The organism is Pseudomonas oryzihabitans NBRC 102199, assembly GCF_000730625.1.
Taxonomy (GTDB): Bacteria; Pseudomonadota; Gammaproteobacteria; order Pseudomonadales; family Pseudomonadaceae; genus Chryseomonas; species Chryseomonas oryzihabitans.
Genome location: NZ_BBIT01000005.1, coordinates 241,389 through 255,445 on the forward strand (window position 1 = coordinate 241,389; position 14,057 = coordinate 255,445).

Annotated in this window: 12 protein-coding genes; 9 read left to right on the forward strand and 3 right to left on the reverse strand. The window is 68.1% G+C overall.

The window, feature by feature from the left end:
- Positions 1–2 precede the first annotated feature (2 nt).
- A complete protein-coding gene (locus tag POR01S_RS07390; RefSeq protein ID WP_027600461.1) occupies positions 3–908 on the reverse strand; it encodes a LysR substrate-binding domain-containing protein in 906 nt (301 codons plus the stop codon).
- A 154-nt stretch (positions 909–1,062) separates the two neighbouring features.
- On the opposite strand from POR01S_RS07390, the gene POR01S_RS07395 reads away from it, so the two are divergent.
- From POR01S_RS07395 to POR01S_RS07420, 6 genes are all read left to right on the forward strand, one after another.
- Complete coding sequence (locus tag POR01S_RS07395; protein ID WP_027598670.1) at positions 1,063–2,496, forward strand: aspartate ammonia-lyase; 1,434 nt, start codon at positions 1,063–1,065, stop codon at positions 2,494–2,496.
- 99 nt (positions 2,497–2,595) lie between these two features.
- Complete coding sequence (locus POR01S_RS07400) at positions 2,596–3,597, forward strand: AraC family transcriptional regulator (RefSeq protein WP_042134884.1); 1,002 nt, start codon at positions 2,596–2,598, stop codon at positions 3,595–3,597.
- A 46-nt stretch (positions 3,598–3,643) separates the two neighbouring features.
- Positions 3,644–4,003, forward strand: a complete 360-nt coding sequence (locus POR01S_RS07405) for a cupin domain-containing protein (RefSeq protein WP_042134886.1) — start codon at positions 3,644–3,646, stop codon at positions 4,001–4,003.
- Positions 4,004–4,117: 114 nt separating this feature from the next.
- Positions 4,118–5,149: a histone deacetylase family protein gene (locus POR01S_RS07410; RefSeq protein ID WP_042134888.1), complete on the forward strand. Its 1,032-nt coding sequence runs from the start codon at positions 4,118–4,120 to the stop codon at positions 5,147–5,149.
- A gap of 23 nt (positions 5,150–5,172) precedes the next feature.
- Positions 5,173–6,273 (forward strand): polyamine ABC transporter substrate-binding protein, encoded by a 1,101-nt coding sequence (locus POR01S_RS07415; protein ID WP_042134890.1) that lies wholly within the window; start codon positions 5,173–5,175, stop codon positions 6,271–6,273.
- A gap of 144 nt (positions 6,274–6,417) precedes the next feature.
- A complete protein-coding gene (locus POR01S_RS07420; protein ID WP_042134891.1) occupies positions 6,418–7,623 on the forward strand; it encodes a GGDEF domain-containing protein in 1,206 nt (401 codons plus the stop codon).
- Here POR01S_RS07420 and POR01S_RS07425 read toward each other — a convergent pair.
- The gene (locus POR01S_RS07425; RefSeq protein ID WP_042134893.1) at positions 7,620–8,408 is read right to left on the reverse strand and encodes a helix-turn-helix domain-containing protein; all 789 of its coding nucleotides are present in this window, start codon (positions 8,406–8,408) and stop codon (positions 7,620–7,622) included. The two genes, POR01S_RS07420 and POR01S_RS07425, sit on opposite strands and share 4 nt — an antisense overlap.
- Positions 8,409–8,679: 271 nt before the next feature.
- Between POR01S_RS07425 and POR01S_RS07430 the strand changes: the two genes are divergently transcribed.
- Together POR01S_RS07430 and POR01S_RS07435 are read left to right on the forward strand one after the other, a co-directional pair.
- Positions 8,680–10,134, forward strand: a complete 1,455-nt coding sequence (locus POR01S_RS07430; protein ID WP_037006575.1) for an alanine/glycine:cation symporter family protein — start codon at positions 8,680–8,682, stop codon at positions 10,132–10,134.
- 87 nt (positions 10,135–10,221) lie between these two features.
- Positions 10,222–11,205: an asparaginase gene (locus POR01S_RS07435; RefSeq protein WP_042134896.1), complete on the forward strand. Its 984-nt coding sequence runs from the start codon at positions 10,222–10,224 to the stop codon at positions 11,203–11,205.
- A 313-nt stretch (positions 11,206–11,518) separates the two neighbouring features.
- On the opposite strand, the gene POR01S_RS07440 is transcribed toward POR01S_RS07435, so the two are convergent.
- On the reverse strand, positions 11,519–12,421 hold the full coding sequence (locus POR01S_RS07440; protein WP_042134898.1) for a D-hexose-6-phosphate mutarotase: 903 nt from the start codon (positions 12,419–12,421) through the stop codon (positions 11,519–11,521).
- A 171-nt stretch (positions 12,422–12,592) separates the two neighbouring features.
- Between POR01S_RS07440 and ampC the strand changes: the two genes are divergently transcribed.
- Entirely contained in the window at positions 12,593–13,747 is a 1,155-nt protein-coding gene (gene ampC, locus POR01S_RS07445) for a class C beta-lactamase (protein WP_042134900.1), read from the forward strand.
- Positions 13,748–14,057 lie beyond the last annotated feature (310 nt).

Here is a 14,057-nt window from a genome sequence, read left to right on the forward strand (position 1 = left end):
TTTCAGCTTGAGGGCCCCTGCTTTTCGAGATGCCGCCAGACCTGCTGTACCAGCCGCTTGCGCAACAGGGCACAGCGGTAGAGGCGGATCTCCAGGCCGACCTGCCAGGCGGCATCGCCGCAGATGGCCAGTTCGCCGCGGGCCAGCTCCGCGGCCACCGACAGCTGCGGCACCCAGGCCACACCCAGGCCCTGCAGCGCCATGGTCTTGAGACTGTCGGCCATGGCGGTTTCATAGAGGGTCACGGCGCGCAACTTGCGCTGGCGCAGCAGGAGATTCACCGAGCGACCGAGGAAGGCGCCGGCGCTGTAAGCCAGCAGCGGCACACTGCTTTGCCCGTCGAGCTGGAACAGGGGTCGTCCTTCGCTATCGGTGGCGCAGACCGGCAGCATGGCGGTGTGCGCCAGGTGCAGCGAGGGAAAGAGCTCCGGATCCATCTGCAGGGCGGCATCGGGATCGTGGAAGGCCAGCATCAGGTCGCAGGCACCGTCGCGCAGGGCGTGGATGGCATCACCGACGTTGGTGGCCACCAGGCGGCTGGCCAGGGCCAGGCCCTGGCCGCGCAGGCCGGCGATCCACTGCGGAAAGAAGCCCAATGCCAAGGAGTGCGCGGCGGCGAATTGCAGCACCTCGCCCTGCCCGCCTTCCAGGTGGTGCAGGTGGCGCACCGTCTCGCCCAGCTGCTCCACCACGCTGCGCGCCGTGACCAGGAACAATTGCCCGGCCTCGGTGAGGCTGACCGGGGTGTGGGATCTGTCCACCAGGGTCAGGCCGACGCTTTCCTCCAGGGCGCGGATGCGCCGGCTGAAGGCGGGCTGGGTGACGAAACGCTTTTCGGCGGCCTGGGAAAAACTGTAGGTGGCCGCCAGGGCCACGAAGTCTTCCAGCCATTTGAATTCGATGTTCATGGCACCCATACGTCATCTGATCTCGTGAGGTCACAACCCGAGTTATGCCGATCCGGCATGAGGCTTGGCGGATCGGCATTGGCCGAGATCGGCTGGCAAGCCTAGATTCTAGGGCATCGCGGCGCCCGCCGCTCGATTGAAGCCCAACGCTATCATGTCCGACTCTGCATCATCCGTCCGCCTCGAGAAAGATCTCCTCGGTACCCTCGAAGTCCCCGCCGATGCCTACTACGGCATCCAGACCCTGCGCGCCGTGCAGAACTTCCGCCTCTCCGGCGTACCCCTCGGTCACTACCCCAAGCTGGTGGTGGCCCTGGCCATGGTCAAGCAGGCGGCGGCCGACGCCAACCACCGACTGGGCCATCTGCCCGCGGAAAAGCACCAGGCGATCAATGACGCCTGCTCGCGCATCATTCGCGGCGAATTCCACGACCAGTTCGTGGTGGACATGATTCAGGGGGGGGCCGGCACCTCGACCAACATGAACGCCAACGAGGTGATCGCCAACGTGGCCCTGGAGCTGCTCGGCCACGCCAAGGGCGAGTATCGCCACCTGCACCCGAACAACGACGTCAACATGGCGCAGTCGACCAACGACGCCTACCCCACCGCCATCCGCCTGGGTCTGCTGCTCGGCCATGACGCCCTGCTCGCCAGCCTGGACAGCTTGATCACCGCCTTCGCCGCCAAGGGCGTGGAATTCGCCGAGGTGCTGAAGATGGGTCGCACCCAGCTGCAGGACGCGGTGCCCATGACCCTCGGCCAGGAATTCCATGCCTTCGCCACCACCCTGGGCGAAGACCTGGCGCGGCTGAAGAGCCTGGCGCCGGAACTGCTCACCGAGGTCAACCTGGGCGGTACCGCCATCGGCACCGGCATCAACGCCGATCCCGGCTACCAGCTGCTGGCCGTGCAGCGCCTGGCGGAGATCAGCGGCCAGCCGCTCAAGCCCGCCGCCGACCTGATCGAGGCGACCTCGGACATGGGCGCCTTCGTGCTGTTCTCCGGCATGCTCAAGCGCACCGCGGTGAAGCTGTCGAAGATCTGCAACGACCTGCGCCTGCTCTCCAGCGGCCCGCGCACCGGCATCAACGAGATCAACCTGCCGCCGCGCCAGCCAGGCAGCTCCATCATGCCGGGCAAGGTCAATCCGGTGATCCCCGAGGCGGTCAACCAGGTGGCCTTCGAGATCATCGGCAACGACCTGGCCCTGACCCTGGCGGCCGAGGGTGGCCAGCTGCAGCTCAACGTCATGGAGCCCCTGATCGCCTACAAGATCTTCGACTCCATCCGCCTCTTGCAGCGCGCCATGGACATGCTGCGCGAGCACTGCATCACCGGCATCACCGCCAACGTCGAGCACTGCCGCCGCCAGGTGGAGCATTCCATCGGCCTGGTCACCGCGCTCAACCCCTACCTGGGCTACGAGACTTCCACCCGCATCGCCAAGACGGCGCTGGAAACCGGTCGCGGCGTGCTGGAGCTGGTGCGCGAGGAGAATCTGCTGGACGAGGCGACCCTGGACGACATCCTGCGCCCGGAAAACATGATCGCCCCGAGACTCGTACCGCTGAAAGCCAAGGTCTGAGTCCCACACGCCAGACCTGAGCGGTAACCGACGGCAACTCCCCGCGGGCGCGGTATCCTTCTTGCTTGGAAGGCTGCCACCGCCCCGGGGAGTTTTCGCATGCGTCAGTCCGGTCTGATCAATCTCAACCTGGTGTCCCTGGTCCTCCAGCAACTGGCGGCCGACACGCCCGCCCGGGCGGCGCCCCTGCTGGCCGGCAGCGGCCTGCGGCTGGACGATCTCGAACAGCCCCATCGGCTCATCACCCTGGCCCAGGAACAGCGGGTCATCGCCAACGCCCTGCCGATGGCACCGCCCGAACTGGGGCTGCTCCTGGGCTGGCGGCTGCGCGTCTCCGGCTACGGCCTGCTCGGCTATGCCCTGCTCAGCGCCCCGACCCTGGGCGCCGCGCTGCAGGCGGCCCTGGCCCACCAAAGCCTGCTGGGCGCCTATTTCACCCTGCGCCTGGAGCGCCACGGCGAATTGGCCTGGCTCAGGGCCGACGACCATCCCTTCGCGCCGGAGCTGGAGCGCTGCAACGCCGAGTGCTGTCTGGCGTCGCTGCTGGCGATCTGCTGCGACCTCCTGGGTACGTCCCTGCCGCTGGTGCAGGTGGCCTTTCGGCACGCCGAGCCGGTCTATCGCGCGCGCTATGGCGACTGCTTCGGCGCCACGCCCCTGGCCTTCGCCGCCGCCTTCAACGGCCTGGCCTTTCCCGCTGCCTGGCTTGATCGCGGGCTGCCACTGGCCGATCCGGTGACCCATCGCGACGCCCTGGAGCAGTGCGGGCGTCTCGCCCCCGAACAGGATCGCCAGCGCGCCCTGCTCGCCCGCATCCGCACCCTGCTGGGTGCGGACCTTGCGGCCCCGCCCTCCTTCGCGGCCCTGGCCGGCCACCTCGGCATGGCGCCGCGCAGCCTGCGTCGCCACCTGCAGGCCGGCGGCAGCGGCTATCAGCAATTGCTGGACGAGTTGCGTTTCGCGCGGGCGCGCGACCTGCTGGCCCAGGAGCGGCTGCCCATCTATCGCATCGCCGAGGCGATGGGTTTCAGCGAGACGGCCAGCTTCCGCCATGCCTTCCGCCGCTGGAGCGGCCAGTCGCCGCGGGGTTATCGACTCTAGCGGCCGGCGTATGCTGAGCGCTTCCCGTCCCCATGGAGGATTCCCCATGCCCTCGCTGACCCTGCTCGCGGACCGCGGCCAACCCACCGATCAATACCGCCTGCCGGCGGAAAAGCGCCTGGCAGGCGATCCGCTACAGAGCCTCTGGCTCGACTACGAGGATGGCAGCGGCGTGTTCGCCGTCGGCCATTGGCACAGCGAGGTGGGCAAGTGGCGGGTGAATTACACCGAAGAGGAGTACTGCCAGATCCTCGAAGGGGTGAGTCTGGTCACCGATGACCAGGGCCACGCCACCCGTCTCGGGCCCGGCAGCAGCTTTGTCGTGCCGCGCGGCTTCCAGGGCACCTGGGAGGTGCTGGAGCCGACCCTGAAGCGCTTCGTGGTCTACGAAGCCAAGGGCGGCTGATGGCCGCCGCCGGGCGCAATCTGGCCGGATCTATCCCCTTTTGGCCGCAGCGCCTCTCGTCGCGGGCCGCCGGGCTGGCAAGAATCTGGAGAGAGCCCGCCGCCCGGAGTCGCCATGCGCATCCACCACAGTCCCGATCACGCCCTGCATCACGGCCGCTGCGAATTGATCGATGGCCAGTTGCAGCCCTGTTTCGAAAAGCCCCAGCGCGTCGAATTCATCCTCACCGAGTGTCACCGTAGGCAGCTCGGCGAGGTGGTGCCGCCGAAGGACTTCGGCCGGGCGCCACTGGCACGCATCCACAGCACGGCCTATCTCGACTTTCTCGCCGGCGCCTGGGACGAATGGGCGGCCCGCGGCGAGACCGTGGACCTGCTGCCCTATACCTGGCCGGCGCGCACCCTGCGCCAGGTACTGCCGCCCACCAGCCTGCACGGGCGCCTGGGTTACTACAGCTTCGACGGCGGCGCGCCCATCACCGCCGGCACCTGGCAGGCCGCCTACAGCGCCGCCCAGGTGGCCTTGAGTGCCGGAGCCGAGGTCGCTGCGGGCGCACGCAGCGCCTTCGCCCTCTGCCGCCCGCCGGGCCACCACGCCGCCGCCGATGTCATGGGCGGCTACTGCTATCTGAACAACGCCGCCATCGCCGCCCAGGCCGCCCTCGACGGCGGCGCCCGGCGGGTGGCCATCCTCGATGTCGACTACCACCACGGCAACGGCACCCAGGACATCTTCTATGCGCGCGACGATGTGCTGTTCCTCTCGCTGCACGGCGATCCGGGTTTCGAATTCCCCTTCTTCCTCGGCTATGCCGACGAGACCGGCAGCGGGGCGGGCCAGGGCTTCAACCTCAATCTGCCGCTGCCCGCCGGCAGCGCCTGGGACAGCTGGAGCGCCGCCCTGGAGGTAGCGCTGGCGCGCGTGCAGGACTATGCCCCGGACCTGCTGCTGGTCTCCCTGGGCGTGGATACCTTCAAGGCCGATCCCATTTCCCAGTTCAAGCTGGAGAGCGACGACTACCTGCGCCTGGGCGAACGCCTGGCGCGGCTCGGCCTGCCGACCCTGTTCGTCATGGAAGGCGGTTACGCCGTGGCGGAGATCGGCACCAACACGGTGAACGTCCTGGCCGCCTTCGACGGCGCCTGATCCCTATCGCGAGGAATCCGACCATGCACAGCCTCCTGCGTCCGCTCACCGCCCTGCTCGGTGGCGCCCTGCTCGCCACCGCCGTCCAGGCCGCCGATCCCGGCGAACTGCGGGTCTACAACTGGGCCGACTACATCCTGCCCGAGACGCCCAAGGATTTCGCCAAGCAGACCGGCATCCGCGTCACCTGGGATACCTTCGACAGCAACGAGTCGCTGGAGGCCAAGCTGCTCACCGGCCGCTCCGGCTATGACCTGGTGATTCCCTCCAACCAGTTCCTGGAAACCCAGATCAAGGCCGGCGTATTCCAGAAGCTGGACAAGAGCAAGCTGCCCAACTGGCGGAATCTCGATCCCGAGCTGCTCAAGCTGCTGGAGGTCAACGACCCGGGCAACCAGTACGGCGTGCCCTACATGTACGGCACCATCCTCATCGGCTTCAACCCGGCCAAGGTCAAGGCGGCGCTGGGGGCGGACGCACCGGTGGACAGCTGGGACCTGGTGTTCAAGCCGGAGAACATGGCCAAGCTCAAGAGTTGCGGCGTGGCCATGCTGGACTCGCCCTCGGACATCCTGCCGGTGGTGCTGCACTACCTGGGCCTGGATCCCAATAGCGCCAACGCCAAGGACTACGAAAAGGCCACGGCGCTGATGCTGAAGATCCGCCCCTACATGGCCTACTTCAATTCCACCAAGTACATGACCGACATCGCCAACGGCGACATCTGCGTGGCGGTGGGCTATTCGGGCAGCTTCTACCAGTTCGGCAATCGCGCCAAGGAAGCCGGCAACGGCGTGGTGGTGGACTGGCGTCTGCCACGCGAGGGCGCGCCCATCTGGTTCGACACCTGGGCCATTCCGGCCAGTGCTGCCAATGTCGACCAGGCCCATGCCTTCATCAACTACCTGCTCGAGCCCAAGGTGATCGCCGGGATCAGCGACTACCTCGGCTACCCCAACGCCAACAAGCCGGGCATGCCGCTGGTGACCGCCGCCATCCGCGACAACCACGACCTGGTGCCCACCCCGGAGATGCTCAAGAAGCTCTATGTGGTGCAGCCGCTGCCGCAGCCCATCGAGCGGGTCCGCACCCGTGCCTGGAGTCGCATCAAGGCCGGTAATTGAAGGTCGAATCCTCCACGATCATCCGAATGGTAGCCAATGGCTACCATTCGGCAGTTACATCCCCGCGTCCGGGAACCCTCTATCGCGCTAAGGGACTTATTGTGCTGAAGTGACCCATTGGATTTACCTGCCAGGTACGGCGTCATGTCCCTCAGTCTCGCCCTCACCCGAGCGCTGGCTCGGCCTTTCTGGGCCCTGCGCTTCGAACCGGTATTGGAACGGCATTACCAGCACGACATCGCCCGTTCGCGCCGGCGGCACCTGCGCATCAGCCTGACCGTGGCCATCCTCGCCTACGCCAGCTTCTCGATCTGGGACTGGATCCTGATGACCGATGCCTTCTGGCTCATCAGCCTGCTCAGCGCGCTGGTGGTGATCGGCGGCGGGCTGGTCTTGCTGGCGCTCGGGTTGATACCCGCCGAACATCCCGCGCGCGAGTGGCTGGGTATCCTGCCCTGCCTGCTGGCCTATGCGCCGCCGCTGCTCGACGTCGAGGCCACCGATGCCGCGCATCGCGCCCTCTGGCTGGCGACCATGCCGCTGATGACGCTCTTCACCAACAGCTGCATCGCGCCACCCCTGCGCCAGGCCGCGGTCCACACCCTGATCGCCCTGCTGGCCATCGGTCTGGCCACCCAGATGCATACCCTGCCGGCCCTGGAGGCGTCGCTGGTCATGACCCTGGCGTTCGCCACCGCGAGCTTTACCCTGCTCAACAACTTCTGGATGGAGCGCGCCCGCCGTCAGGGCTATCTGCTGATCCTGCGCGACCGCTTGCGCAACGAAGAGCTGACCGCTTCCAACCGCTTCCTGGCGCAGCAATCCGCCACCGATCCCCTGACCGGCGTGGCCAATCGCCGGGCGCTGATGCAGGCCCTGGCCACCGCCCTGGCCCATCCCCCGCCCCGGCCGCTACTCCTGCTGATGATCGACGTCGATCACTTCAAGGCCTTCAATGACCGCTATGGGCATCCGGCGGGCGATCGCTGCCTGCAACAGGTCGCCAGCGCCCTGGCCGCCGAATTGCGCGCCGGCGATTGCCTGGCCCGCTACGGCGGCGAGGAATTCGCCATCCTCTGCACGCCGTCGCGCGAAGAGGATGCCGCCAAGCTGGCGCAGCGCCTGCTCGACGCGGTACGGCGCCTGGAGATCCCCCACCTCGGGCCCCAGGCCGGTCCGCGGGTGACCGTGAGCATTGGCGGCGCCTGTGCGCGGCCGGATCACGACTCTGCCGAGAGCTTTATCGAAGCCGCCGATCGCCAGCTCTACTGGGCCAAGCAAGCCGGGCGCGACCGCGCCATCCTCGAGGACTGCGATCGCTGCCACCCAGCGATGGAAGAATCCCTCTAGCCCAGGCGATAGACCCGATCGATCAGGACCATGCTGGCCAGGCGCTGGCGCAGATCGTCGTCCAGGCTGGGATCCTGCCAGTCGTAGAGGCCGATGCGGGCATAGGCCCGACCCCGTGGCGGCCGGGTGCCCAGGTACTCCCAGACCACCCGGGTGCAGGCCGGCTCGCGCCGGTCGGAGGCGCTGACGCCCAGCTTGAGTCCGTTGAGGCGATCGATGCGGTTGCGCGCGCTGGGCAGCAGCACCGTCTGCGACAGCTCGTTGCCGGTGAGGGATTCGTAGTCGGTAAAGAACAGCCGGCTTTCCAGGCTCATGGCCAGGCCCAGGTAGCGAAAGCGTGCCTGGCTGGTGGTCTCGCCGCGGCGACGCAGGCGCTCGAAGCGCACGTAGCGGAAGACGCCCGCTTCCGCGAACAGCCAGACCAGTCCGCAGAGCACCACGCCCGGCGTCGACAGCGACGGATAGTATTCGTGGTAGTAGCCCTGGTAGCGCGCCAGGCCTTCCTGACGCTCGCCGAACAGGGCCAGGGCCTGCCCGGCCCACCCCGTTTCCTGGCCGACCGGCGCGCCCAGGCGCGCCGCGAACTGCCGCTGTGGCAGCTGCAGATCGCCCACCGGCAGGCCGAAGAATTCCGCCAGCCGCTGCAGGTTGTAGGGCGACGGACGGCTCTGCCCGTTGAGGTAGCGATTGAACTGGGCGCGGTTGATGCCGACGGCGCGACAGACGGCGGCAATCGAGCGGTGGCGCTGGCAGAGCAGCTGCAAATTGGCGGAAAAGTCGCTCATGAGTCCGGCCCGAGCTTGACAGACGGCCAGAAAACTAGCATCAAGTCGCGCCATTTTGAAGCGAGGCGCGGAATTGTTCACGCCGGTGGGATAGCCGAATCTAGGCGCCCGGTCCGACCTACTGCCCGTTCCACCCGGACCGACCCGTCCCAGCGCCTGTTGCCGTCGTCTCCCCACGACGGGAGCAGACCCGGGCGGGATATTCCACAATAATAGCCCCAAGGCTTGCGAGCCGGCCTTGGAGCATCACTAGCATGCTCGAGGATTCTTCATGCACTACCTAGAAATGCTCAACGACTTCCTGTCCGGCCACGTGCTCATCGTGCTGATCGTCGGCCTGGGCAGCTATTTCACCCTGCGCTCGCGATTCGTGCAGGTGCGCCATTTCCCGCACATGTTCACCGTGTTCAAGGACTCCCTGCGCAACAGCGGTGATGGCCTGAGCTCCTTCCAGGCGCTGATGCTCAGCCTGGCCGGTCGCGTCGGTGCCGGCAACATCGCCGGCGTGGGCCTGGCCGTGACCCTGGGCGGCCCCGGCGCGGTGTTCTGGATGTGGGTGACCGCCCTGGTCGGCATGGCCAGCAGTTTCTTCGAGTGCACCCTCGCGCAGGTCTACAAGCGCGCCGACGGCGACGGCCTCTATGTCGGCGGTCCGGCGTACTACATCCAGCACGGCCTCAACAAGCGCTGGATGGCGCTGGCCTTCTCGGCGCTGCTGCTGGTGACCTACGGCTTCGCCTTCGTCGGCCTGCAGTCCTTTACCGTGACCCATTCGCTGGAAAACGCCTTCGGCCTGCCGGTGCAGTACACCGGGATCGCCCTGGCCATCCTGCTGGGCCTGGTGTTCATCGGCGGCATCAAGCGCATCGCCGCGGTCTCCGACATCCTGGTGCCGGTCAAGACCCTGGCCTACATCGCCGTCACCCTCTATGTGATCGTCACCCAGATCGACCTGGTCCCCGGCACCCTGCTGACCATCGTCAAGAGCGCCTTCGGCCTGGAACCGGCCTTCGCCGGCCTGCTGGGCGCCGCCATCACCATGGGCGTCAAGCGTGGCGTCTTCGCCAACGAAGCCGGCCTGGGCGCAGCGCCCAACGTCGCCGCCGTGGCCGCGGTCAAGCACCCGGCCGCCCAGGGCGTGGTGCAGGCCTTCAGCGTCTTCCTCGACACCTTCGTCATCTGCACCTGCACCGCGCTGCTGATCCTGCTGTCGGGCTTCTACACCCCGGGCTTCGAAGGCGATGGCATCGTCCTGACCCAGAACTCCCTGGCCGCGGTGGTCGGTGACTGGGGTCGCATCTTCATCAGCGTCGCCCTGTCGCTGTTCGTCTTCACCTGCATCCTCTACAACATCTACCTGGGCGAGAACGGCCTGCGCTACCTGCTCGGCCGCGGCAAGGCCGTGCTGCTCGGCTATCGCGGCCTGGTGCTGGTGCTGATCTGCTGGGGCTCCATGCAGAACCTGACCACGGTGTTCGCCTTCGCCGACATCACCATGACCTGCCTGGCCTTCGTCAACCTGATCGCCCTGGCCATGCTGATCAAGGTCGGCATGCGCGTGCTCAACGACTACGACGCCCAGCGCCGTGCCGGGGTCGACCAGCCGGTGTTCGACGCCGACCAGTTCCGCGACCTGGACCTGGATCGCCAGGCCTGGCCGGCGCTGGAGCGTCTGGAAGAGACCGTCGCCGAAGCACGCGCCGCCCAGCCGCGCCAGGCGCACTGACCGCCGCCACCGGGTCGCGCTGACCCGGACCGCGACCGCTTTCCTGCCCCCACCCCGTGTGGGGGCAGTCTTATCAGGAAGTCCCTCATGAGCTCACCCTACCTGCACATCCTCTACACCGGCGGCACTATCGGCATGCAGGCGACCGCTGCCGGCCTGGCTCCGGCCGCCGGTTTCGAGGCGCGCATCCAGGCCCTGCTGGCCAGCCGTCCGGAGCTGGGGAATCCGGCCTGGCGACTGCAGGAACTGCTGCCGCTGATCGACAGCGCCAACATGACCCCCGCCGCCTGGGAACGCATGGCCCAGGCGATCATGGCCGTGGCCACCGATCCGGCCTGTCGCGGCGTGCTGGTGCTGCACGGCACCGACACCCTGGCCTACAGCGCCGCCGCCCTGGCCTTCCGCCTGCTGGGCCTGACTATTCCGGTGCTGCTGACCGGTTCCATGCTGCCGGCCGGCGTGCCGGACAGCGATGCCGACGGCAACCTGGCCGACAGCTTCGCGGCCTTCTCGAGCGGACTGGCGCCAGGAGTCCAGGTGCAATTCCATGGCGAACGCCTGCCCGCGGCGCGCTGCACCAAGCAGGCCAGCAGCGGCTGGAAGGCCTTCGTGGCAAGCGCCCGGCCGCGCAGCGGTGACGCCCTCGTCGCCGCACCTGCCGCGCTGCGCTTCAACCAGCCGCGCCAGCCGGTGCGGGTGGCGGTGCTGCCGCTGTTTCCGGGGGTCGATGGCGCGGTCCTGCGCGGCCTGATGGGCAGTGGTGTACAGGGGCTGGTGCTGGAGTGCTACGGCAGCGGCACGGGGCCGGCGGACGACGCCGACTTTCTCGCCGCCCTCGCTGAACTACGCGACGCCGGGGTCCCCGTGGTCGCCCTCAGCCAGGGTGCCCGTGGCACCGTGGAATTGGGCACCTACGCCGCCGGCAGCGGCCTGGCCGACGCCGGGGTCATCTCCGGTCGCGGCATGACCCGCGAAGCCGCCCTGGGCAAACTGCACGCCCTGCTCGGCTGCGGCCTGGAGCGCGCGGCGGTGGCCGAGTGGATCGGGCGGAATCTGTGCGAGGAGTTGTGATCGTCGCCTGAGGGGTGGCTGCTCCCTCACCCCGGCCCTCTCCCTGGGGGAGAGGGGGGCGTTTGGATATACGCCGCAGCACGGCAGTGACCCTGCCACGCCAGGCGTGAGCCCTGCGCATGCGCCAATACCCAGCACGCCAAAGCCTATCGGAGCATCCCCTCTCCCTCTGGGAGAAGGCCAGGGTGAGGGTGCGCTTGAAGCCCAACAGCTCCAAGCCCCAAGCCCTTCGCACCAAATTCCCCCTTAAGCGCCCCCTCTCCCTGCGGGAGAGGGTCGGGGTGAGGGCCGACCCAGGCGCCCGCTCAGTCCCTTACAGCGCCTCGCGCCACAGGCTCACCGCCATCTCGGCGGAGGCGCCCGGTGCCACGGTGAGGACGTCGTCCATCACCCGGGCGGTCTCGATGCAGAGCATGCCGGTCCAGGCGTCGTCGGCGAACTGGCTCAGGCGCGCGGCCTTGTCGATCCAGGGATTCCACAGCACCGCCGAATGGCTGTTGCGGGTCTCTACGAACAGCCGGCGCTGCCACTGGGGATCGCGGATCGCCAGGCGGGCCGGCAGGCCGACATAGACCCGGTCGGTCTCGGAGGTGATGGTGGGCTCGCCGTTCTGCCGCTTGCGGGTCCAGCCGTCCAGGCAGTCGTAGTAGTCGGCATTGGCAAGGCCTTCGATACCCACCTCGCGCACGTCGCTCACGGCGAAATAGGTGTGCAGCGCCTGGCTCAGCACTAGCGGATGATCTTCCAGATTGCGCACGCTCAGGGTCAGCTCCAGGCGCTCACCGACGCTCAGGCTCAGGGTCAGCTCGGTGGCATGGGGCCAGCCCGGGGTGGTCTCGGCGGAGGTGCGGTGGTGGAAGTCCAGGCGCACCCGGTCGGTGTCCACCTCGACGCCGCCGGCCTGCCAGGCGACCTGCCGCGCCAGGCCGTGGGCCGGGGCGTCCGCGGTGGTGGTGCACATGGCCTGGACCGCGGGCGGATTCTTCAGCAGGTCGCCGAACCAGGGCCAGCAGACCGGGATGCCGCCACGGATCGGGGTGCCGGGCTCGAACACGGCTTCCGGATTGCCCCAGACGATGTCCGGTTCGCCGTCGAAGCCGTAGCGCAGCACATGGGCGCCCTGGCAGGCCACCAGGGCTTCGGCCTGGCCGACGCGGATGCGCCAGACGGGCAATTGACCCAGTTGGATCTGTTCGACGAGGGGGGCAGCGGACATGGGATGACTCCTGGAAAAGGTGAGAGGCGACTGTAGTCCAGTCGAGGACCGGGCTCCAGCCAGCCATGGACAGCAGCGGCGGTAAAATCTTCCAACGCTGGCCGCGTCTCATACCGGTGCCGCACCGCTCGGCTAGACTCCTGGTCTCCCCTCTTCAGGAATGGCTCCCGCATGTCGGCTTTCCCGCGTCTTTCCCTGCTGCTCGGCTTGGGCCTGGCCCTGCCGCTCCTGGCCAACGCGGCCAATCCCCTCGACGACGAGGTCCGCGCCGCCGCTCGCGCGGTGATGGCCGAGCAGGACATCCCGGGCCTGGCGATAGGCGTCAGCGCCCCGGGCATGCGCCGGCTCTACTACTTCGGCACCGCCGACCGCCGCAGCGGCCAGCCGGTGGACGCCGCCACCCTGTTCGAGATCGGCTCCCTGAGCAAGACCTACACCGCCACCCTGGGGGGTTACGCGGCGGCGATCGGTCGCCTGCGGCTGGACGAGTCCGCCGCGCAGGTCCGCCCGGCCCTGGCCGGCAGCGCCATCGGCCAGGCCAGCCTGCTGCAACTGGCCACCTACAGCGCCGGCGGCCTGCCGCTGCAATTTCCCGATAGCGTCACCACGGACGATCAGGCGACGGCCTTCTACCGCGCCTTCCAGCCGCCCTTCCCCGCCGGCAGCCGCCGCCTCTACGCCAATCCCAGCATCGGCCTGTTCGGCGCCCTGGCGGCCCAGCGGCTCGACGAGCCCTTCGCCACGGCTCTGCAGCGCCACGTGCTGAAGCCCCTGGGACTCGATCACACCTATCTGCAGGTGCCGGCGGCCGAGCAGGCCCACTATGCCTGGGGCCATGGCAAGAACGATCAGCCGCTGCGGGTCAATCCGGGTGTCTATGCCGAAGAGGCCTATGGCATCAAGACCACCGCCGGCGATCTGCTCGCCTTCGTCGAGGCGAATCTCAATCCCGGTCGGCTGCCGGCACCCCTGGCCAAGGCGCTCGACGCCACCCAGCAGGGCTACTACCGCAGTGGCCCCCTGACCCAGGGCCTGGGCTGGGAGGCTTACCCCTATCCGCTGGCCAAGACCCAGCTGGTGGCCGGCAACACCCCGGCGATGGCCCTGGAGCCGCAACCGGTGGACTGGCAACACCCGCCCCTGCCGGCGAGCGGCGCCCGCCTGCTGAACAAGACCGGCTCCACCAACGGCTTCGGCGCCTATGCGCTGTATGTCCCGGAGCGCCAGCTCGGCCTGGTGATCCTGGCCAACCGCAATTATCCGATCCCGGCGCGGATCGAGACGGCGTGGCGGATCTTGCAGAAGCTCGATAGCCGGGTGCAGTGAGCGAAGGGGTTATCGCGGCCATGGGCCGCTCCTACAGGGTGTGATGCTTCTGTAGGAGCGGCCCGTGGCCGCGATAATGCGAGCAGACAGCCATCTGTAGGAGCGGCCGCCTCGGCGGACCGCCATGGCCGCGATAAATCATTGAAGCCCCGTAGGATGGATGACGGCGTAGCCTCATCCACGAACCCGCGCGTCAAACCGCGGCCTCGAACCCCGCCCGACTCCTCGCGTCCTTCCACCGGCAGCCGTAGCGTGGAAAACGGCGCAGCCTTTTCCACTGGGAGTTCGCAGCAGGGGGCTCCCTCACCCC

What these genes read in the sequence shown, in the direction of transcription:
- POR01S_RS07420 (WP_042134891.1), top strand. Translation starts at nt 6,418, where the DNA reads ATGTCCCTCAGTCTCGCCCTCACCCGAGCGCTGGCTCGGCCTTTCTGG.
- POR01S_RS07410 (WP_042134888.1), top strand. Translation starts at nt 4,118, where the DNA reads ATGCGCATCCACCACAGTCCCGATCACGCCCTGCATCACGGCCGCTGC.
- POR01S_RS07415 (WP_042134890.1), top strand. Translation starts at nt 5,173, where the DNA reads ATGCACAGCCTCCTGCGTCCGCTCACCGCCCTGCTCGGTGGCGCCCTG.
- POR01S_RS07435 (WP_042134896.1), top strand. Translation starts at nt 10,222, where the DNA reads ATGAGCTCACCCTACCTGCACATCCTCTACACCGGCGGCACTATCGGC.
- POR01S_RS07390 (WP_027600461.1), bottom strand. Translation starts at nt 908, where the DNA reads ATGAACATCGAATTCAAATGGCTGGAAGACTTCGTGGCCCTGGCGGCC.
- POR01S_RS07400 (WP_042134884.1), top strand. Translation starts at nt 2,596, where the DNA reads ATGCGTCAGTCCGGTCTGATCAATCTCAACCTGGTGTCCCTGGTCCTC.
- POR01S_RS07395 (WP_027598670.1), top strand. Translation starts at nt 1,063, where the DNA reads ATGTCCGACTCTGCATCATCCGTCCGCCTCGAGAAAGATCTCCTCGGT.
- POR01S_RS07430 (WP_037006575.1), top strand. Translation starts at nt 8,680, where the DNA reads ATGCACTACCTAGAAATGCTCAACGACTTCCTGTCCGGCCACGTGCTC.
- POR01S_RS07440 (WP_042134898.1), bottom strand. Translation starts at nt 12,421, where the DNA reads ATGTCCGCTGCCCCCCTCGTCGAACAGATCCAACTGGGTCAATTGCCC.
- POR01S_RS07405 (WP_042134886.1), top strand. Translation starts at nt 3,644, where the DNA reads ATGCCCTCGCTGACCCTGCTCGCGGACCGCGGCCAACCCACCGATCAA.
- POR01S_RS07425 (WP_042134893.1), bottom strand. Translation starts at nt 8,408, where the DNA reads ATGAGCGACTTTTCCGCCAATTTGCAGCTGCTCTGCCAGCGCCACCGC.
- ampC (WP_042134900.1), top strand. Translation starts at nt 12,593, where the DNA reads ATGTCGGCTTTCCCGCGTCTTTCCCTGCTGCTCGGCTTGGGCCTGGCC.